This is a genomic window from Alkaliphilus oremlandii OhILAs (assembly GCF_000018325.1).
Taxonomy (GTDB): domain Bacteria; phylum Bacillota; class Clostridia; order Peptostreptococcales; family Natronincolaceae; genus Alkaliphilus_B; species Alkaliphilus_B oremlandii.
Genome location: NC_009922.1, coordinates 1,581,086 through 1,600,480 on the forward strand (window position 1 = coordinate 1,581,086; position 19,395 = coordinate 1,600,480).

A 19,395-nucleotide genomic window follows, 5' to 3' on the forward strand; every position below is an offset into this window, starting at 1 on the left:
AATGTATAAGCTTGATTTTGTCTAATGTCGATAGAGAAATCACAGCATAATGGAGGTGTATGAATTGACAAAATCTTTAGTAATTGTTGAGTCGCCGGCAAAAGCAAAGACCATAGAAAAATTTTTAGGGAAAAATTATGTTGTAAAAGCATCCGTTGGACATATTATTGACCTGCCGAAAAGCAAGCTCGGTGTTGATATAGATAATAACTTTGAACCGCAATATATCACCATAAGAGGTAAGGGCCCAGTTTTAAAAGAGATTAAAACTCTGGCCAAGAAATCAAAGAATGTATATCTAGCAACGGACCCCGATAGAGAAGGGGAAGCAATCTCTTGGCATCTTGCAAGAGCTTTAGGAATAGAAGCAAGCGATGACTGTAGAATTGAATTTAATGAAATCACAAAAAATGCGATTAAAAGTGCCATAAAAAAGCCAAGACCGATTAATCAAGATCTCGTAGATGCACAACAAGCAAGAAGAGTCTTAGATAGACTTGTAGGGTACCAGATTAGCCCTTTGCTTTGGAAGAATGTTAGAAAAGGATTGAGTGCAGGTAGAGTTCAATCTGTAGCTACCAAATTAATTATCGATCGTGAAGAAGAGATAAAGAATTTTAAACCCGAGGAGTATTGGACTTTAAGTTTAAAAATAAAGACCAAAAATAATGAAAATTTTGAAATAAAGTTTCAAAACGATAATTTAGGGAATAAAGAAATACATACGGAAGCAGAAGTTGATCGAATTCTAAATCATATACAAAACCACGAGGCTATTGTTACAAGTGTTAAAAAAGGTGAGAAAAAAAGAAACCCTAATTTACCGTTTACAACCAGTACTTTACAGCAGGAAGCTGCTAATAAACTAGGTTTTTCCACAAAAAAAACCATGTCATTAGCTCAGCAGCTCTATGAGGGAATCGATATTGGGAAAAGTGGTACGGTGGGATTAATTAGTTATATTAGAACGGATTCTACGAGAATATCTCAAGAATCATCCGAATCCTGCAAAAATTACATCCATGAAAATATTGGCGAAAGTTATTATCATAGTGAAACTAAGGAAAGAAAAGAAAATAAGGGCAAAAAAAATATTCAAGATGCCCATGAAGGTATCAGGCCAACCGATGTATATCGGCATCCAGACTTAATTAAAGGATTTCTATCCAAGGATCAATACACTTTATATAAACTCATTTGGCAACGGTTCGTAGCCAGCCAGATGGCACCGGCTGTGTACGATACTTTGAATGTAGAGTTTGATATCAATAAAGTTATATTTAAGGCCACAGGCTCTATACTTCGTTTTGAGGGCTTTTTAAAGGTGTATAGCTATGCCAATGTTTCTGAGAATATTAATATACCAGATTTAGCGGAAGGTGAAGTTGTTACTGTATTAGAGCAAATGCCGAAACAGCATTTTACCCAACCTCCTGGAAGGTATTCAGAAGCTACTTTAGTTAAAACCATGGAAGATTTAGGCATAGGAAGACCTAGTACATACTCACCTACAATATCCACCATACTTTCCAGAGGTTATGTAGAGAAAGAGGGTAAAAGTTTAACCGCAACAGAATTGGGATATATAATCAATGAAATTTTAGAAGATTATTTCTCTAAGATCATCGATACGAACTTCACGGCGAAATTGGAACAGAGCTTAGACTATATTGAAGAAGGAACACAGGATTGGAAAAAACTTATTTCTGAATTTTACGAGGATTTTAAAGTGATGCTGTTGAATGCAGAAGAACATATGGAAGAAATTAACCTAGTTGAAGAAAGTGACGAGAAATGTTCTAAATGTGATTCTGTAATGTTAATTAAGCACGGCCGATACGGCAAATTTCTCGCTTGTTCAAATTATCCAGAATGTGAAGAAACAAAGCCTTTTCTATATAAGATAGGCGTAAGTTGCCCAAAATGTGAATCTGGTGATGTCATAGAAAAGCGTTCTAAAAAAGGCAGACTATTTTATGGATGTAGTACCTTTCCAGACTGTAGATTCGTATCTTGGAACAGGCCAACGGGTAAGAAATGTCCTACATGTGGTGATATATTGGTATACAAGAAGACTAAAAAAAGCGAGAAAAATATTTGTATCAACAAAGAATGTGGTTTTGAGGAAGAAATTGAAAATTGAAAATTTTCAAATTTAACAAAAAATATGTTGAAATTAGATAATGAATATGCTACCATTCTTATTAGTGTTTATATTGTAATTGTTTTCAAAATTACATTTAGTTAGATATTGTCCTTGAACTTTGAGATAGAATATAAGGAAAACTAATGACTTAACATTGTGAGTTAAAATCTAAGGAGGAAAAAAAATGTGCGAAACACTTTTAGGCAAAACCAGAAAAATTAATAAAATTTTGCAACAATCAGCCGATTCAAATATTTCATTTAATGAAGTTTGTAAAATTCTAAGTGAAATTTTAGATGCAAATGCATACGTCGCAAGTTCAAAAGGAAAGGTTTTAGGAGTTAGTTTAACGGATACCTCAGATTGTCCTATTGTAACGGATGAAAAAACAGGAGAAAAAAGATTTCCAGAGGAGTATAATGAACAATTATTGCATGTATCAGAAACCAGAGCCAATATCACTAAGGATGAACTTCTTTCCATATTCAAATACGACATTGATAGCTATGAAAAATTAGTGACCATTGTACCGATCAACGGTAGTGGTCAAAGACTAGGAACTTTAGTATTGGCTAGATTTGAACGTGAATTTAATGATGATGATTTGGTTATGGCAGAATATAGTTCAACAGTGGTTGGAATGGAAATTATGCGCTCTGAATCAGAAGCCATAGAAGCGGAAGCTAGAAAAAAAGCAGTTGTTCAAATGGCAATAGGAACACTATCTTATTCAGAGCTAGAGGCTGTAGAACATATTTTTAGTGAGCTAGAAGGGGAAGAAGGGTTGCTTGTTGCCAGCAAGATTGCAGATAGAGTTGGTATCACACGCTCTGTTATTGTCAATGCATTAAGAAAATTTGAAAGTGCTGGTGTTATAGAATCAAGATCTCTTGGTATGAAAGGAACACATATTAGAATATTAAACGATCATCTTCTCGATGAATTGAAAAAATTAAAGCGATAAACTTTAATTAAAACCGTAGCATTGTAACCTTTTGATTTTATTAAAAAAGCTCAACTAAAGAACTATATTTAGCTGAGCTTTTTTAGTGCTTGGGTCCTGAATGTGAAAAATATGTAAAAAAAAGAAGGGAAAAAGATTATCTTGTCAAATATAATATACTGTTCATGCAAAGTATTTTTTTGTAATTATAAAAAAAGGGGTATTAATTATAAATAGAAGTAAATACATTTGCATATTTAATCTGTTTAAAATAGCTGTATATAGTGTAGATGCCTTATAGAGAAACTATATAGTTGTTTGTTTTATACAGATATATTAAATCATAAAGCTGATGTTAAACCTGTATTAAATTAAAGATTTATGACTAAAAATGTTGTATAATGTTTATAAAAGAAGATAAGTGTCAAGCTTATAAAGATCTGAAAAATTATGGGAGGTAAATATGTATAATAATATTAACATTTTAACAAAAGCTCTAGACGCTTCTTGGAGAAGAAACGAGGTTATTACAAATAACATTGCCAATGCTGAAACTCCTAATTTCAAAAGATCGGATGTTATATTTGAAGATGTTTTAAGGGAACATTTAAATGCATCCAAATTAAAAGGAACAATTACGAATGCGAACCATATTCCGATTAATGGCGGACATTTAAAAGATATTCAACCTCAAATAAAAACAGATCATACCTACAGTGCCCGAATCGATAACAATAATGTAGAAATTGATGTTGAAATGGCTGAAAGAGCTAAAAATGAAATTATGTATAATTTACTAACAACAAGAATTCAAAGTGGATTTAAAAAAATAAAATACGTTATTAATGAAGGGAAGTAGTTTTTATGTCAATATTTAACTCATTGAATATAAGCGCCTCTGGGTTAACGGCTGAAAGATTAAGAATGGATATCGCAACAAAAAACATAGCAAATGCGAATACCACTAGAACTTCAAATGGGACCCCTTATAGGAGACAGGTTGTTGTTTTTAAAACGAAAGATGCACCAACCCCTTTTTCAGAACACCTCAAGCGTTCTGGTGGAAGTCCATCTAAAATGAATGGTGTTGAAGTTTCCTCTATACAAAATGATACTGCTCCATATAAAAGCGTTTATGAACCAGGTCATCCCGATGCTGATGAAAATGGCTATGTAAAAATGCCCAACGTAGATATCATGACAGAAATGGCGAATATGATTTCTGCTTCAAGAGCCTATGAAGCAAATATTACAGCAATGAATGGCACCAAGAGCATGTTTCTCAAAACTTTAGAAATTGGTAAGTAAAGGAGATAGAACAAGTGGAAATTAGTAATATTAATCAACTAACCCCAATAAAATTAAATTCTACAAGCACTTCTAAAGAAAGATCTGACGATACGATCTCATTCTCTTCGTTTTTAAATGAATCTTTAAATAAGGTGGTTGAATTAGAAAAAGAATCACAAGATTATACGATGAAACTAGTAACAGGGGAAATCGATAATTTAAGTGATGTTATGATTGCAGCAGAGAAGGCTGACATTGCACTTCAGTTAACGATGCAAATTAGAAACAAAGTTCTGGATGCTTATAGAGAAATAATGAGGATGCAGATTTAATTGTAGCAGAAGAGAGGTGAGTTAATGTCGGAATCTATAAATCAGATTAGAAATCAATTAAACGAGTATTTTCAGGGAATGGACAAAAAAAAGAAAATAATGCTGGCATCAGGAACCATATTTATACTTTTGGCTTTAACTGGAATTATATATTATTTTTCTCGCCCTGAATATGTTGAACTGTATAGCAACCTTAGACCAGAACAAACTGGTGAAATTATAGAAAGACTTACGGAAAACAACATAAAGGCTAAGTTTGGTCAAACCAGCGGTATTATCTTGGTGCCTAAGGAAGACCAGAAAAGAGCGCAGGTTGTCGTAGCTACAGAGGGGTTACCATCAGCAAAATTCTCTTTTGAAGACGTATTCTCTGGCAACTCATTTATGATGACCAGTGAAGAAAAATCCAAGCAATATGTATATGCGCTTCAAAACTACTTAGCCAGCATCATCGAAGAAATTAATGGTGTAAAAAGTGCAAATGTAGCTTTAGTTGTTCCGGAAAATTCAGGTTTTATACTTAAAAACAACAATAATTTAGCAAAAGCATCTGTAAGGCTTGATTTGCAAGGCAATGCCATTTTAGATAAAAACAGTATCAATGGTATTGCTATTTTAGTGTCAAATGCAGTTGAAGGACTATCTCCGGAAAATGTAACCATCCATGGTAGTGACGGTCGAGTTTTAAATACAGACTCCGATGAAGACTCGGATGTATTTGCATCCAATAATAATCTGGCACTGCAACAAAGTGTTAAAGAAAAACTTGAGGAAAGTATTACGAACTTTTTATCCAATGTTTATGGATATGGCAACATCGTTGTTATGGCAAATGTAAAACTAGACTTCGATAGTGAAGTCACAGAGATTAAAGAGTTTGCACCGCCAATAGAAGGTGAAACCACAGGCATACCAAGAAGCTTACAGGAATTGAGCAAAGAATCGGTCAATGGAGGCACAGGTGGAGCTCCAGGTACACCTACCAATGCAGATGACGATACAGACCCTGCCCAATATGTGGTAGGAGATGAAGAATACTCTACTTATTCTGAAGCAAGCCGAACCATAAACTACGAAATAAATGAGCTCTACAAAAAAATAGTAAAAGCACAAGGGCAAGTGAAGGATATTACGGTAGCAGTATTTGTGAATAGTGCGGCATTAGCAGATGGAGATTTAACTGCAGAACAAAGAACAGATTTAGCCAATATTATTTCTGCAGCAGCAGGATTGGATACAAAAGTGGTTCAAGTTGGCGTTCAGCAATTTAATAACGGAGCTATGGAACCAGGGGATAGTTTAGCAGGTACAAGCTCTTCATCATTACCATTATGGGCAATTGGAATGATAGCAGTTGCTTTAGTTGGTATAACTTATTTAATAGCAAGTAGTAGGGCGAAGAATAAAAACAAGGCAATGGAGCCACTGGAAGAGATGATCATTCCAGAAACCATAGCGGAAATAGACTTAGAGCTATCTGGTTCTCAAGTGAAGCAGCAAATTGAAAAGCTTGTCAGCAAAAAACCAGAAGCTGTTGCACAACTTTTAAAAAATTGGTTGAACGAAGATTAGAGGTGAGTATATGGCCAAGAAGGTATCAAGGGGAGAAATTACAGGAAGAGAAAAGGCTGCAATTTTATTAATTAGCTTAGGGCCTGAATATTCTGCTCAAATTTTTAAACATTTAAATAATGAAGAAATCGAAGAACTTACGTTGGAAATAGCTAATATGAGAAAGGTATCTCCAGAAGAGAAAGATAAAGTATTGGATGAGTTTTATGAAATTTGTATCGCACAGGAATATATTTCTGAGGGTGGTATTAATTACGCAAAGGATGTTCTCGAGAAAGCACTGGGTTCTCAGAAAGCAATGGATATTATCAACAAATTGACAGCATCACTGCAGGTGAAGCCTTTCGATTTTGCTAGAAAAGCGGACCCGAGTCAATTACTTAACTTTATACAAAATGAGCATCCACAAACCATTGCATTGATACTTGCTTATCTATCTTCTTCCCAATCAGCGCAAATACTTTCTGCATTACCGCAGGTAAAGCAGGCAGAAGTGGCACAGAGAATTGCAACGATGGATAGAACCTCACCAGAAGTTATCCGGGAGGTTGAGCTCGTATTAGAACGAAAACTATCTTCTTTAGTAAACCAAGACTATACAAGTGCAGGCGGTATACAATCTATTGTTGATATACTGAACTCCGTTGATAGAGGTACTGAGAAGAACATTATGGATACACTGGAAATACAAGATATAGAGTTAGTAGAGGAAATCAGAAAGAGAATGTTCGTATTTGAAGATATTATGGGCTTAGATAGTACATCCATCCAAAGATTTATCAGAGAAACTGATAATAAGGAACTGGCGGTTGCATTAAAAGGGGCAACAAAGGAAGTGGCAGATGTTATCTATGCGAATATGTCAAAACGTATGGCAGAGATGATCAAAGAGGATATGGACTTCATGGGACCTGTTAGATTACGTGATGTAGAAGAAGCACAACAAAACATTGTTAATATTATCAGAAGATTAGAAGACGCGGGAGAAATCATCATTTCTCGAGGTGGAGGAGATGAAATAATTGTCTAGGGTTTATAAGCAGAGGCAAATCGTTATTGGCGAAGAACAAATCATAGAGCTAAATATCACGCCAGTAATAAAAAACAGAGAAACCCAAAGTTTAGACTTAGGAGAAACTGATTCCTCGGATCAATTATTTGATACAGAACAAGAAATCACTGAAAGCTCGGAAGAACTATTACTTCAAGCAAAAGAAGAAGCGGAGTTAATCTTAGCAAACGCAAGGATAGAGAGTGAAAGAATTCTTCATAGCGCCAATGAGGAAGGCCAAAATCTTATTGCACAAGCACAGAATAGAGCTGGTGAAATAGAAGAAAACGCAAGAAATAAGGGTTACAGTGAAGGTTTTTTAAAAGGAAGAGAAGAAGGATATGATCAAGTAGATGCCCTCATACAAGAGGCAATAGATATAAAGCAAAATACTTTATTAGAGAAAAAAGCTGTAGCAAAATCTTTAGAAGGCGAAATCGTTGAACTAGTTATTTCTAGTATCAGAAAAGTTATCGATCATGAAGTAGAGAAAGAAAATCAGTTATTATTGAATCTAGTTAGAAAAGGCATTGAAAAATGCGTGTACACAGATAGTTTAATCATTCGTGTCAGCACAGAGAATTATGAAGTCGTAAACTCCTCTAAAAATAAAATCTATTTAATGACGGAAGGTATCGACCATATAGAAGTGAAGCAAGATCCAGCATTACAAAGTGGCAGTATTATTATAGAGACTGTATCTGGAACAGTGGAGGCTAGTATTCAAACTCAAATCGCACAGATTGAATCTTTGTTCTATGATATTTTAAAAGGCGAGTGATCCTATGGAAACCATTTCTTTAAAAAAATATGAAGAAGCACTTTCGAAGCTAGATCTAATCAAATATACTGGATATGTTTCACAAGTAATCGGACTAACCATAGAATCCGTAGGACCAGCGGTAAAACTTGGAGAAATGTGTAAGATATATTCCCTTAAGGGAACGGAGCCTATTTTATCTGAGGTTGTTGGCTTTAAAGAAAAAAAAGTATTATTAATGCCATTAGGTGAAATGGAAGGCATCGGTCCGGGCAGTAAAGTTGAAGCCTTAGGAATTACAATGCAGGTAAGCGTTGGAGAGGAACTTTTAGGACGTGTTTTGGATGGGCTAGGTAACCCTATTGATGATAAGGAGCTGTTAAACACCAATAAGACATACCCAGTTATGGCTGCACCTCCCAATCCATTGAAGCGTACTAAAATTAACGAGCCCTTAGCCCTAGGAGTGAAAACTCTGGATGGACTGCTGACCTGTGGCAATGGTCAAAGAATCGGAATATTTGCAGGGAGTGGGGTTGGAAAAAGTACGCTCCTTGGCATGATCGCCAGAAATACACAGGCAGATATCAATGTTATCGCCCTAATTGGAGAGCGGGGGAGAGAAGTTCGGGAATTTATAGAAAATGATTTACAAGAAGAAGGATTAAAACGTTCCGTTGTTATTGTAGCAACCTCCGATCAACCAGCTCTCATCAGAAAAAAAGGGGCTTTACTGGCAACGGCTGTTGCAGAGTATTTTAGAGATCAAGGAAAAAATGTAATCTTAATGATGGACTCCTTAACGAGGTTCTCTATGGCTCAAAGGGAAGTTGGGCTAGCCGTCGGTGAACCTCCTGTAAGTAGGGGCTATACCCCCTCTGTATTTGCAGAGCTGCCTAAATTACTAGAGAGGTCGGGTACATCAGATAAAGGCTCGATTACAGGGTTATATACGGTTTTAGTAGACGGTGATGATATGAATGAACCCATTGCCGATACCGTTCGAGGAATACTGGATGGTCATATTGTTCTATCTAGAAAAATTGCCAACAGAAATCATTATCCTGCCATCGATGTATTAGCAAGTGTTAGTAGGGTAATGCCGAATATCGTAGAGAAGAAGCATCTACTAATCGCAAATGAGATCAAGGAACTATTATCTACATATAATAGTTCGGAGGATCTAATAAATATAGGGGCCTATATCAAGGGAACCAATAGAAGGATTGATGAATCCATCAATAAAATAGATAGTATCAATTCATTTTTGAGACAGGATGTACATGATAAAACTACTCTAGAAGATGCAATTACTATGATGGAAGAAATTGTAACGTAGGAGGAGAGCATATTGGGGAAATTTGTTTTTCGATTTAATACAATCTTGAATACAAAAGAAAAAATTGAAGATGATAGAAAAAATAAATTAGGTCTATCTATGAAAAAATTAGCACAAGAAAAAGAAGAATTAAAAGCCTTGGCAGATAAAAGAAATAATTTGATAGAACAGTGGCAGACAAAATCAAGTGATATAGTGAAGATTTCAGACCTTAGGGCTTTATCCAATAATTTAGAATTGATGCAGAACTTTATAGATAAACAAAATAAAGTGGTAGAACTATCAGAGATGGATGCGTTCAATAAAAGAAAAGAATTAATTGAAGCTTCCAAAGAAAAAAAGGTGTTTCAAAAATTAAGAGAAAAAGATTTTGAAGAATACAAATATATTGAGCTTAAAAAAGAATATGAGTTAGTTGATGAACTTGTTTCCTATAAAGCTTCTAACAGATAAAGGGTGATCAGATGACAGTTTCTAACGAGCAATTAAATAAAAACTCTATTTTTAAAACAATATTGATTATTGTGATATCCTTTATCTCACTGCCATTAATTATTCTAACCATCATGTATTTTTCAAATGAGGATTTCAAGGACAATGCCAACAAGGTTTTATCGGTGTTGCCTGGAAAAGCAGGTGTTTATTTTCAGTCTGTTCCTACAAAAATGGAGCGTGAGGACATCAAAAAGGATATCGCAAAACATTACATAACCTTAGATGAAAATCGAATTTTGGATAAGTTATTAATTGTAAAGGGCGAGAACGAACAACTCTATAGTGACTTAGTGGTTTTAATGAGTAAAGAAAATCCAAATAAGATGAAGAAGGTTAAGGAACAGTTAAAGGTTTTAAAAATAAAAGAGGATCCCATCAATCGAATTTTAGATGAAATCGATAAAGAAAGTGAAGAAAAAATTAATTCACTTCAAAAATATTATACCTCTTTGAAACTTTCTCAAGCCATTGATGAAATTGAAAGAACATATGCCAGTAATGAAATATCCATAGATGAACTCGTCCGGCTATTTCAAAACTTAAAAGCAGAACAAGCAGCAAAGTATGCTTTCTATTTGAACGATGACATCGTAAAGCAAATTGAGTATAAACTTCCGAAAGACGTATTAAGAGGAATTGAAAAGAAAAAACAAGAGTTAAAAAGTAATCAAAAAAAATTATTAGATCTATCCCTGGAATATGAAAACAAAAAAATTGAAGAAACATTGATGGAATTAGGAAATACCAATCAATATAATATGGAGCAATTAGCAGTAATTTTTAAAGGATTATCCATCAATAAATCCGCTAGAGTTTTATCGAAAATTAACGATAAAGATTTTATGTTAACCTTATTTGACGAAATAAATCATCTTCAATATCTGCAAAAGGAAGAACCGAGTGTATCGCCTTCAATTATGAAAGGGATCACAGTATACAAGGAATATGATAATAAGATCAATGAATTATCCGTAATATACGATAAAACTACAGTTGAAGAATTAGCAAAAATGCTTGAAATTATGTTAAAGCGCAATGAAACATATCAAAAGCACGATTTAACGGAAAAGGAACAGATTACTTTCACCGAAGAAGAGCTCGTCATTGATGTTCTAAAAAAATTGAAGCCAACTAAAGTCGCCGAAATTTTAGAAATGATGAGTGAGAACACAAGGATTACACTTTCAAAAAAGTTATTAAAATAAATTTGTAATTGAAAGGAGGTGAGAAAATGATAAATAATGTAATGAACATAACTCATTTACTGAATGGTAAAAATGTAGCGACGAAGGATCAGAAGCTGGAAAAAGGAACTTTAGGATTTGCAGAAACCTTTAAAAGGGAGCAGGAAAGTCTGCGTTTAAAAACTCAAAATCCTTTAGAAAAAAAATATGCAAGCAACCTATCTATTGCTAAAAATACTGAAACTACACCAATTGCTAACGCTGTAGATCCAAAGAATACTTCTGCAAGTAATAGTAAAACATCAACTGAGGTTGCAGTGAAAGAACCCTCTCTTAATGCAGGAAAAAAAGAAATGAGTGGTGAAGCAATCAATAAAGAGGATCTAGAACACGAAGACATGGAAGAATTAACAACTGTTAAAAGTGATCTAAGTCATCTTTTTGAATTGCTACAAGGCTTAATAACCATAGTTTCTGAAGAAGTTGAGGAAAGCATTGGTGATGACTTGAAATTCCAGCTAGAGAACATGGGCATAGAAGATCTAAGCAATTTGAAAGAAGAGCTTAATATGATTTTAAGTTCCTTAAGTACTGGAATTGATCAAAATATAGAGCCGATCTTTGAAGATGTTCATACAATGCTTGACAAATTAATTAATGAAGTCAATTTATTAAAAGAAGAAGGTGCGCCTTTAAACGAAGAAACTGTCCGTGATGCTATGAACATTATGGCAGACATACAATCCGTTATAGAGGCTTTACCAAAAGAATTAGCTTCTATGAAAAATCATTGGGATCAGAGAGCAAATGTAGAGACAAAGGTAAGTGTCATTGATAAAGAACTAAAAATTGAGGATAGTATCACGATGGAAAACGTAGAAATTAATGAAAATACTTCCAATACCAAAGCTAAGAATTTTGAGAAATTAACTACTGAAAATAGCGATGAAAGTGAAGATTTTCTAAATCCATCTACTACAGAAGATATAGAGTTTAGTTCTAATTTGATACAAATTCAGCAAGATAAAGTGGATTCAAAAATAACTGTTCCTGTTGCTAAAACTGAAATTCTAGAACCGAAGCAGTTTATAAATGAGATCGGGCACAAAGCAGGTGCCTTCTTATCGAAAGATAAAAATGAAATGCACATACAGCTTGCGCCGGAACATTTGGGTAAAGTTTCTATCAAAATAGGATTAAACGAAGGAACGCTTACGGGAAAGATTTATGCAGAAAACTTCTCGGTAAAAGAGATTATTGAGGCAAACTTAAACCAATTGAAAAACGCATTAGAAGAGCAAGGCCTAAATATTGCAGGCTTAGAGGTGCATGTTGGTGATGACTCTAAAAACTTCGAAAGAAATCTATACCAATCTAGAATGGGCAGTAGGCAAACAGCAAAGAGTATTGGAGAGATATCAAGCACTGCTCTTGCAGCTTTAGAGCAAGGTACAGAGGATGTAAATCCATATTTAATAACCGGTCAGTTCGATGGCCTAGCTTAGGAGGGATATAATGTCGGATATTTCAAAAGTAAATGATACCACCCATAAATACCGTGATTACAGCGGAAACCAGGAAAAGAAGCAAACGGATGCTTTGGGGAAAGATGCGTTTTTAAATCTTCTAGTAACACAATTAAAAAATCAAGACCCTTTAAATCCAATGGATGATAGAGATTTCATTGCTCAAATGGCTCAATTCAGTTCTTTGGAGCAGATGCAAAATTTAAACACAACACTTACAAATACGCAATCTTCTATTATGGAACATATTACACAGATGAACAATAACTTTGTGAAGAGTCAAACCAATATCGTGGATCAACTGGTCAAAATTAATGAAGGACTTCGTAAGCTAACGGGAGAAAATCCAGAGGTTCCTGAAGTTCCAAAAGAGGGCGACAAAGTAGAAGAAGGTACTGACAAAATAAAACCGTAGGGAAGACGCTCCTAAAGGAGGGAAGTCAATTGTATCCAATTAAGATGAACCCTATTCGAGTGAATCAAAATCACAATCAGAATCAACGTAAAAATATCAATCCTGTAAATAGCCAAAATCTTGATTTTAAAGCATTGCTACATAATGAAATCAATAGAAGTCAAGAAGTTAAGTTTTCTAAGCATGCCTTAGATCGGTTGCAGGAAAGAAATATAGAATTAACCACACAAGAAGTAACTAAAATAAACAATGCCATTACAAAAGCAGCTTCCAAGGGGATTAAGGAAACCTTAATCATTATGGAGAATAAAGCTTTTATCGCCAGTGTACCCAATCGAACCGTAATAACGGCCGCTACAGACCAACAACTGAAGGACAATGTATTTACTAATATCGATGGTGCTATATTCGCATAGGCTGGACCCCGAGGTGGGAAGCCTGCCGTTTCCGAAGGATAGAAGAAGCGGAGCACCGATGAAGAGGAGGAAGTTATATTATGATGCGTTCAATGTATTCAGCAGTATCCAGCTTAAAAGCGCACCAATTAAAAATGGACGTAATTGGTAACAATATCGCCAACGTTAATACCGTAGGATTTAAAGGAACCAGGGTAACCTTTCAAGAGGTATTCAGCCAAACCCTAAGGGGAGCAGGTAGAGCACAGGAAGGTGGCAGAGGAGGTACCAATCCACAACAGGTAGGGCTTGGAATCAATGTAAACTCCATGGATACTTTTCATACGAGAGGCTCTGTAGAAAGTACAGGGTATAATACAGATCTTATGATCAATGGAGAAGGATTCTTTGTCGTTTCAGATACACAAGGTGGATTACAAAAAAGCTACACAAGAGCAGGAGCTTTTGGTTTAGATGCTAACGGAAATTTAATTACACCGGATGGATATTATGTACTAGGCTACACTGCTGTAAGAGATGCAGATGGCCAAGTTCAGAAGAATGAAAAAGGGCAACCGATTTTCGAAGAAAACTTAACGGGCTTAAGAATTTCTCGAGATGAAACAGCACCTCCAGCTGCTACGACTAAAGCAACCTTTACAGGAAATATTGATAGTAATTTATCAGCAGATAGTACAGGTACAGCAGGAGACGGTGGAATTCATGAAACTGTCATGAAAGTGCACGATAGCTTAGGAAATGCTCATACTGTAAAAGTTCAGTTTCAAAGGACAGATCAAGGCAATGACACAAAAAGAACCTTTGCTGTTACCATTACAGAATTAGATAATGTAAAACTAGGTGCTCCCATTCCCCTTGAACCAGCAACACCGCTAACCTTTGATTCCGCCGGGATATTAGACAAGACTGCTTTAACTAAAGGTACACTGAAACTAGGGCATGCAACTGATGGCTTGGATGGGGCCAAACAATTGTCTATTGAATTAGATTTTACAAAACTAACAAGCTATGCAGCGGATAAAGGAGCGAAATCCGACGCAGCAGCTCTTGAAATTAATGGTTATGCAAGTGGGAAGATCGATGATTTTACTATTTCCACCACTGGAGAAATAGAAGCTAACTTTACTAATGGTAGTAGGCAAATTCTAGGCAGAGTTGGGCTTGCTAACTTTAAAAACCCTGCTGGACTTTTAAAGACAGGTGGCAATATGTATAGAGAAACATCCAACTCTGGTGAAGTAATGTTTGGGTATGCGGGTACGGGAGGTTTTGGTGCCTTAAATCCAGGGGCAATTGAAATGTCTAACGTCGATATATCAAGAGAATTCACCGATATGATTACCACACAGAGAGGCTTCCAAGCCAATTCAAGAATTATCACAACCAGTGATGAAATGCTACAAGAGATTGTGAATATGAAAAGGTAATATAATTTGATGTAAGAAATAAAATCCACCTCCTTCGCTAAAATTAGTGAAGGAGGGAAAGGATGGATGAGATGATTTATTTAACGAGGATGAATAAAACGGAATTTATTTTAAATATTGACTTGATAGAAATTATAGAGGAAACACCGGACACTGTTATAACCCTTACCAATGGTCATAAAATGATTGTTATAGAAAGTGCCGATGAAATAATAAATAGAGTTATTCAGTATAAAAGAAAAGTATTTATTCATGATATAGATATAAAAAATAGATAAAGCATAAGAACGAATATGAAATGAGGTGTATGTATGGATTTAGCAACCATACTAGGTATATTTATCGGAATGTTTTTCGTCATTCAAGGGATCACGCAGGAAGGTTCTATTTGGAACTTTATAGATATGTCATCTATCTATATTACATTCGGCGGAATGATTGCAGCTACTTTAGTAGGATTCCCTCTTCAAAATGTATTAGCAGCTTTTAAAATTGGCGGCAAAGCTTTTTTTAATAAAGCAGATGACCCAAAAGCAATAATTGCACAAATCAACACTTTAGCCAATATCGCCAGAAAAGAAGGCTTGCTAGCTCTAGAAGAAGCTTCAGGACAAATTGATGAACCTTTCTTAAAGAAAGGCGCCATGCTCATAGTAGATGGAACGGATCCTGAACTTGTAAGAAACCTTTTAGAAACAGAATTATCTTTTATTGAAGAGCGGCATCGGAATGGACAAGCAATTTTTGAAGCTTTAGGAGCCAATGCACCTGCTTTCGGTATGGTTGGTACATTGATTGGACTTGTAAACATGTTAAAAAAATTAGACGATCCAAGTGCCATCGGTCCAAGTATGGCTGTCGCCCTAATTACAACTTTTTATGGCTCCTTATTTGCAAACTTAATCTTCCTCCCTATGGCTACTAAATTAAAACTAAAAAGTAGAGAGGAAATTCTAAGAAAAGAAATTATGGTGGAAGGCTTGCTTTCCATTCAAGCTGGAGAAAATCCAAGAATCATTGAAGAAAAACTGAAAGCCTTCTTACCACCAAAAGAGCGTGAAAATTATAACTCTAAACAGGAAGGTGTGAGTGCGTAGTGGCAAGAAAAAAACAACAGGAAGATCAACCAGCAGGTGCACCCTTATGGATGACGACTTACTCTGATATGGTTACCTTGCTTTTATGTTTTTTCGTTTTACTATTCGCATTTTCTACAGTGGAAACTCAAAAATTTGATCAATTGATGCAGTCTCTCCAAAATGCAATTGGTGTAAGTTCATCCGGTATTTTAGATGGTGGGAATACCTTATTTCCCAATGACTTTATCGATCAGTCCTTAATGGGCGATTTAACAGCTGGCCAAAGAAATGAATTGGAAAATTTTAGAGAACTACAAGAAACTTTAGAATCTTACTTACAGGAATACGATTTGGAAACAGAGGTATTAGTTTCTCAAGAAAGCAGAGGATTGATGTTACGCTTCCAAGACAATGTACTTTTTGATCCTGGTAAAGCTGAATTGAAGCCAAGATCCAAAGAAATTCTACAGGATATTGCTGAGTTCTTAAGAAGTCCAGAACTAAAAGACAAAGATATACGTGTTGAAGGTCATACTGATACGGTTAAAGTAAATCCCACTTCTATTTACCCAACGAACTGGGAGCTATCTACTGGACGTGCATCGAATGTTGTTCGATATTTCATTGAAGAAATAGATATGGACCCAGAACGTTTTTCAATAGCAGGATATGGAGAGTATCAACCTATTGCACCGAATGATACTGTGGAAAATAAGTCTAAAAATAGAAGAGTTGATATTGTAATATTGAGATCGGAATATATCGTTCCTAAGTCTCAATAATATAAAAATGGGGGAAATCGGTATGGACAAGAAAAAAATAGGAATATATGTTTTAATAGGTATTGTGACATCGGCAGTTGTATTTGGAGCAATGTATTACTTTACTCAAAACAAAAATGGAGAACAAAGTAAAGAAATAGCGATTAAATATCAGACCTATGAATATGATCTAGGTGAATTTTCTACAAACTTAGGCAGCACCCGAAGTTTTTTTAAAGGTCATATTGTAATCGAGGTATTGGATGAAACCTTATTAGAAAAGCTTCCACAGAAAAATGCTGCAATTCGAGATGGTGTCATTTCCATTTTAATTGGAAGAACATCGGATAAGCTACTTTCACCAGAAGGGCAGTCAGAGTTGAAGAAAGAAATCATCGAAATGTTATCAAAAATTGCAGGTGAGAATAGAGTAACGAATGTATACTTTAAGGAATATATCGTTCAATAGTAGGAGGTGAAGAAATGTCAGATATTCTATCACAAAACGAAATTGATGCATTACTAAATGCATTAAATACAGGTGAGGTTGACGCTGAAGAAATAAAAGAAAGTAAAACTGAAAGAAATATAAAAAAATATGATTTTAAAAGTCCTAAAAAATTGGCAAAGGATCAGTTAAAGACTTTACAAATCATACATGACAACTTCTCAAGAACATTGAATACATTTCTATCTGGCTATCTTCGTACCTATATTCAGACAGAGGTTATAAGTGTAGAAGAGCTGTCCTACTATGAGTTTAGTAATTCTATTGTAAATCCAGCGGTTTTATCAATTGTGGATTTCTATCCTTTGGAAGGACAAATCATAATCGATATGTCTTCCACCATAGCTTTTGCTCTAATTGATAGAATACTAGGAGGGCAAGGTAAGGCACTTGCAGAGAATCGTTCGTTTACAGAAATAGAGTTAACGCTAATTAAAAAAATTATTAAGCAGATCATCAATTTATTTATTGACCCATGGGAAAATGTAATTGAAATTGACCCCAAATTGGATAAAATAGAGACAAACTCACAGTTTGCTCAGATTGTTTCACCAAATGAGACCACAGCATTAATAACACTCCATTTAAAAATCGGTGATATCTAGGGTTACTTAAATATATGTATTCCTCATATTGTAATAGAGCCAATCCTTCCGAAATTAAGCACTAAATTTTGGTTTTCTTCAATTAATAAACAGGCAACCGATAAGGATAAAGATATCTTAGAGAAAAGATTAACCAACAGCTCGGTTCCTATTAATGTTGAAATTGGTCATACCTATATTACTGTAAAAGATTTCTTAGAATTACAAATAGGAGATGTCATTGCTCTAGATGCTAATCCAAATAGAGAGTTAGAAATAAAGGTAGGAGAAAAGAAAAAGTATTTTGGAGCTCCTGGAACTGTTAAAAACAAACTTGCCGTTAAAATTACTAGAGTAGATGAGAAAGGAGATGAACTATATGAGTGATATGCTATCTCAAGAAGAAATAGATGCGCTACTAGGTGGTTCAGATACATCTAATAAAAGCAACAATACTGTTGACTTTACAATGGAAGAGAAAGATGCAATTGGTGAAATTGGCAATATCAGCATGGGTACTGCTGCTACTACTTTATCCACACTTTTAGGTCAGAAGGTAACGATTACTACACCAAGGGTTCAAGTATTAACCATAGAAGAATTATCAAAAAAATATCCATTACCTTATGTTGCCGTTGATGTTAAATACAAGGAAGGTCTAGAAGGTACAAATCTACTGATATTAAAAGAGGATGATGTGAGTATTATTACAGATTTGATGATGGGTGGTAATGGTGAAGTTGGGGCAGTAGAACTGACGGAATTACATCTCAGTGCTATCGGTGAGGCGATGAATCAAATGGTAGGCTCATCGGCTACATCACTATCTGAAATATTCTCTAAAAAAATTGATATCAGTCCTCCTGATGCTTTTTTATTGAACTTAGCTACGGATAATTTATTAGAGCTCTTTAAAGATAATTCACAATCTCTAGTTCAAATCTCATTCCGTATGGTTATTGGAGAGCTTATTGATAGCGAAATTATGCAACTAATGCCGATTAATTTTGCTAAGGAAATTATCGGTGGATTATTTGATAATATGGCAAAAGGTCAGGAAGATAAAACTGTAAATGATAGAAATAACACAGTACCTTCTAACGTAAAACCTGCTCAAAAGGATACGATGCATCCAAGAGAAATGTCTTATGATACACCAAACTATGATCATAGAGCTAATTTCAGTAATGAAGCTGCGGCAACCAGAAATGAACCAGTAAATATTAGACCTGTACAATTTCAAGCTTTTGATGATGATTCTGTCAAAGGGGTAATGCCTGAAAATATTTCATTGATTCAAGACGTTCCGCTAAAAATTACGGTGGAGTTAGGAAGAACGGTTAAAAAGATCAGTGAAATATTAGAATTTGGCCCTGGAACTATTATTGAACTAGACAAACTTGTAGGAGAACCTTTGGATATTTTAGTGAATGGACAATATGTTGCAAATGGTGAAGTCGTGGTAATTGATGAGAATTATGGTATCCGTGTTACAGATATTGTAAATCCAGCCAAAAGACTATCCAAAACATATTAATTTTAAATTGACTAAAATGTGTTCTGTTGC

General features: G+C 35.0%; 22 protein-coding genes. All 22 read left to right on the forward strand.

Features of this window, described 5'->3' with window-relative positions:
• The first annotated feature begins 64 nt into the window (after window positions 1–64).
• The gene (topA, locus tag CLOS_RS07590) at window positions 65–2,143 is read left to right on the forward strand and encodes a type I DNA topoisomerase (RefSeq protein ID WP_012159330.1); all 2,079 of its coding nucleotides are present in this window, start codon (window positions 65–67) and stop codon (window positions 2,141–2,143) included.
• A 187-nt stretch (window positions 2,144–2,330) separates the two neighbouring features.
• Window positions 2,331–3,110 (forward strand): GTP-sensing pleiotropic transcriptional regulator CodY, encoded by a 780-nt coding sequence (gene codY, locus CLOS_RS07595; RefSeq protein ID WP_012159331.1) that lies wholly within the window; start codon window positions 2,331–2,333, stop codon window positions 3,108–3,110.
• A gap of 442 nt (window positions 3,111–3,552) precedes the next feature.
• Window positions 3,553–3,948: a flagellar basal body rod protein FlgB gene (gene flgB, locus CLOS_RS07600; RefSeq protein WP_012159332.1), complete on the forward strand. Its 396-nt coding sequence runs from the start codon at window positions 3,553–3,555 to the stop codon at window positions 3,946–3,948.
• Window positions 3,949–3,953: 5 nt separating this feature from the next.
• Entirely contained in the window at window positions 3,954–4,397 is a 444-nt protein-coding gene (flgC, locus tag CLOS_RS07605; RefSeq protein ID WP_012159333.1) for a flagellar basal body rod protein FlgC, read from the forward strand.
• A gap of 14 nt (window positions 4,398–4,411) precedes the next feature.
• Window positions 4,412–4,711 (forward strand): flagellar hook-basal body complex protein FliE, encoded by a 300-nt coding sequence (fliE, locus tag CLOS_RS07610; RefSeq protein ID WP_012159334.1) that lies wholly within the window; start codon window positions 4,412–4,414, stop codon window positions 4,709–4,711.
• Between the two features lie 24 nt (window positions 4,712–4,735).
• A complete protein-coding gene (gene fliF / locus CLOS_RS07615; RefSeq protein ID WP_012159335.1) occupies window positions 4,736–6,283 on the forward strand; it encodes a flagellar basal-body MS-ring/collar protein FliF in 1,548 nt (515 codons plus the stop codon).
• 10 nt (window positions 6,284–6,293) lie between these two features.
• The gene (gene fliG, locus CLOS_RS07620) at window positions 6,294–7,313 is read left to right on the forward strand and encodes a flagellar motor switch protein FliG (RefSeq protein WP_012159336.1); all 1,020 of its coding nucleotides are present in this window, start codon (window positions 6,294–6,296) and stop codon (window positions 7,311–7,313) included.
• Window positions 7,306–8,115, forward strand: a complete 810-nt coding sequence (locus tag CLOS_RS07625) for a FliH/SctL family protein (RefSeq protein ID WP_012159337.1) — start codon at window positions 7,306–7,308, stop codon at window positions 8,113–8,115. Before fliG ends, CLOS_RS07625 begins: the two co-directional genes overlap by 8 nt.
• 4 nt (window positions 8,116–8,119) lie before the next feature.
• Window positions 8,120–9,433 (forward strand): flagellar protein export ATPase FliI, encoded by a 1,314-nt coding sequence (fliI, locus tag CLOS_RS07630; protein WP_012159338.1) that lies wholly within the window; start codon window positions 8,120–8,122, stop codon window positions 9,431–9,433.
• A 12-nt stretch (window positions 9,434–9,445) separates the two neighbouring features.
• Entirely contained in the window at window positions 9,446–9,886 is a 441-nt protein-coding gene (gene fliJ, locus CLOS_RS07635) for a flagellar export protein FliJ (RefSeq protein ID WP_012159339.1), read from the forward strand.
• An 11-nt stretch (window positions 9,887–9,897) separates the two neighbouring features.
• Window positions 9,898–11,133, forward strand: coding sequence for a hypothetical protein (locus tag CLOS_RS07640; RefSeq protein WP_012159340.1), 1,236 nt, complete (start codon window positions 9,898–9,900; stop codon window positions 11,131–11,133).
• A 26-nt stretch (window positions 11,134–11,159) separates the two neighbouring features.
• Entirely contained in the window at window positions 11,160–12,617 is a 1,458-nt protein-coding gene (locus tag CLOS_RS07645; protein ID WP_012159341.1) for a flagellar hook-length control protein FliK, read from the forward strand.
• 10 nt (window positions 12,618–12,627) lie between these two features.
• Complete coding sequence (locus CLOS_RS07650; protein ID WP_012159342.1) at window positions 12,628–13,053, forward strand: flagellar hook assembly protein FlgD; 426 nt, start codon at window positions 12,628–12,630, stop codon at window positions 13,051–13,053.
• A 29-nt stretch (window positions 13,054–13,082) separates the two neighbouring features.
• Window positions 13,083–13,469 (forward strand): TIGR02530 family flagellar biosynthesis protein, encoded by a 387-nt coding sequence (locus CLOS_RS07655; RefSeq protein WP_012159343.1) that lies wholly within the window; start codon window positions 13,083–13,085, stop codon window positions 13,467–13,469.
• Window positions 13,470–13,549: 80 nt separating this feature from the next.
• Complete coding sequence (locus CLOS_RS07660; RefSeq protein ID WP_012159344.1) at window positions 13,550–14,896, forward strand: flagellar hook protein FlgE; 1,347 nt, start codon at window positions 13,550–13,552, stop codon at window positions 14,894–14,896.
• Between the two features lie 62 nt (window positions 14,897–14,958).
• Window positions 14,959–15,174: a flagellar FlbD family protein gene (locus CLOS_RS07665; RefSeq protein ID WP_012159345.1), complete on the forward strand. Its 216-nt coding sequence runs from the start codon at window positions 14,959–14,961 to the stop codon at window positions 15,172–15,174.
• Between the two features lie 33 nt (window positions 15,175–15,207).
• Window positions 15,208–15,993, forward strand: a complete 786-nt coding sequence (locus CLOS_RS07670) for a motility protein A (RefSeq protein WP_012159346.1) — start codon at window positions 15,208–15,210, stop codon at window positions 15,991–15,993.
• The gene (locus tag CLOS_RS07675; RefSeq protein WP_012159347.1) at window positions 15,993–16,757 is read left to right on the forward strand and encodes an OmpA/MotB family protein; all 765 of its coding nucleotides are present in this window, start codon (window positions 15,993–15,995) and stop codon (window positions 16,755–16,757) included. The genes CLOS_RS07670 and CLOS_RS07675 overlap by 1 nt, the downstream gene beginning before the upstream one ends.
• Before the next feature lie 22 nt (window positions 16,758–16,779).
• Window positions 16,780–17,205: a flagellar basal body-associated FliL family protein gene (locus CLOS_RS07680; protein WP_012159348.1), complete on the forward strand. Its 426-nt coding sequence runs from the start codon at window positions 16,780–16,782 to the stop codon at window positions 17,203–17,205.
• Between the two features lie 14 nt (window positions 17,206–17,219).
• Window positions 17,220–17,849, forward strand: a complete 630-nt coding sequence (locus CLOS_RS16410) for a flagellar motor switch protein FliM (RefSeq protein ID WP_330360284.1) — start codon at window positions 17,220–17,222, stop codon at window positions 17,847–17,849.
• 114 nt (window positions 17,850–17,963) lie between these two features.
• Window positions 17,964–18,215 (forward strand): FliM/FliN family flagellar motor C-terminal domain-containing protein, encoded by a 252-nt coding sequence (locus tag CLOS_RS16440; protein WP_334290434.1) that lies wholly within the window; start codon window positions 17,964–17,966, stop codon window positions 18,213–18,215.
• Entirely contained in the window at window positions 18,208–19,365 is a 1,158-nt protein-coding gene (gene fliY, locus CLOS_RS07690) for a flagellar motor switch phosphatase FliY (RefSeq protein WP_012159349.1), read from the forward strand. The genes CLOS_RS16440 and fliY overlap by 8 nt, the downstream gene beginning before the upstream one ends.
• The last annotated feature ends 30 nt before the right edge of the window (window positions 19,366–19,395 follow it).

Coding starts and splice junctions, on each gene's coding strand:
- codY (WP_012159331.1), top strand. CDS start 2,331: ATGTGCGAAACACTTTTAGGCAAAACCAGAAAAATTAATAAAATTTTG.
- flgB (WP_012159332.1), top strand. CDS start 3,553: ATGTATAATAATATTAACATTTTAACAAAAGCTCTAGACGCTTCTTGG.
- flgC (WP_012159333.1), top strand. CDS start 3,954: ATGTCAATATTTAACTCATTGAATATAAGCGCCTCTGGGTTAACGGCT.
- fliF (WP_012159335.1), top strand. CDS start 4,736: ATGTCGGAATCTATAAATCAGATTAGAAATCAATTAAACGAGTATTTT.
- fliG (WP_012159336.1), top strand. CDS start 6,294: ATGGCCAAGAAGGTATCAAGGGGAGAAATTACAGGAAGAGAAAAGGCT.
- fliI (WP_012159338.1), top strand. CDS start 8,120: ATGGAAACCATTTCTTTAAAAAAATATGAAGAAGCACTTTCGAAGCTA.
- CLOS_RS07640 (WP_012159340.1), top strand. CDS start 9,898: ATGACAGTTTCTAACGAGCAATTAAATAAAAACTCTATTTTTAAAACA.
- CLOS_RS07645 (WP_012159341.1), top strand. CDS start 11,160: ATGATAAATAATGTAATGAACATAACTCATTTACTGAATGGTAAAAAT.
- CLOS_RS07650 (WP_012159342.1), top strand. CDS start 12,628: ATGTCGGATATTTCAAAAGTAAATGATACCACCCATAAATACCGTGAT.
- CLOS_RS07660 (WP_012159344.1), top strand. CDS start 13,550: ATGATGCGTTCAATGTATTCAGCAGTATCCAGCTTAAAAGCGCACCAA.
- CLOS_RS07665 (WP_012159345.1), top strand. CDS start 14,959: ATGGATGAGATGATTTATTTAACGAGGATGAATAAAACGGAATTTATT.
- CLOS_RS07670 (WP_012159346.1), top strand. CDS start 15,208: ATGGATTTAGCAACCATACTAGGTATATTTATCGGAATGTTTTTCGTC.
- CLOS_RS07680 (WP_012159348.1), top strand. CDS start 16,780: ATGGACAAGAAAAAAATAGGAATATATGTTTTAATAGGTATTGTGACA.
- CLOS_RS16410 (WP_330360284.1), top strand. CDS start 17,220: ATGTCAGATATTCTATCACAAAACGAAATTGATGCATTACTAAATGCA.
- fliY (WP_012159349.1), top strand. CDS start 18,208: ATGAGTGATATGCTATCTCAAGAAGAAATAGATGCGCTACTAGGTGGT.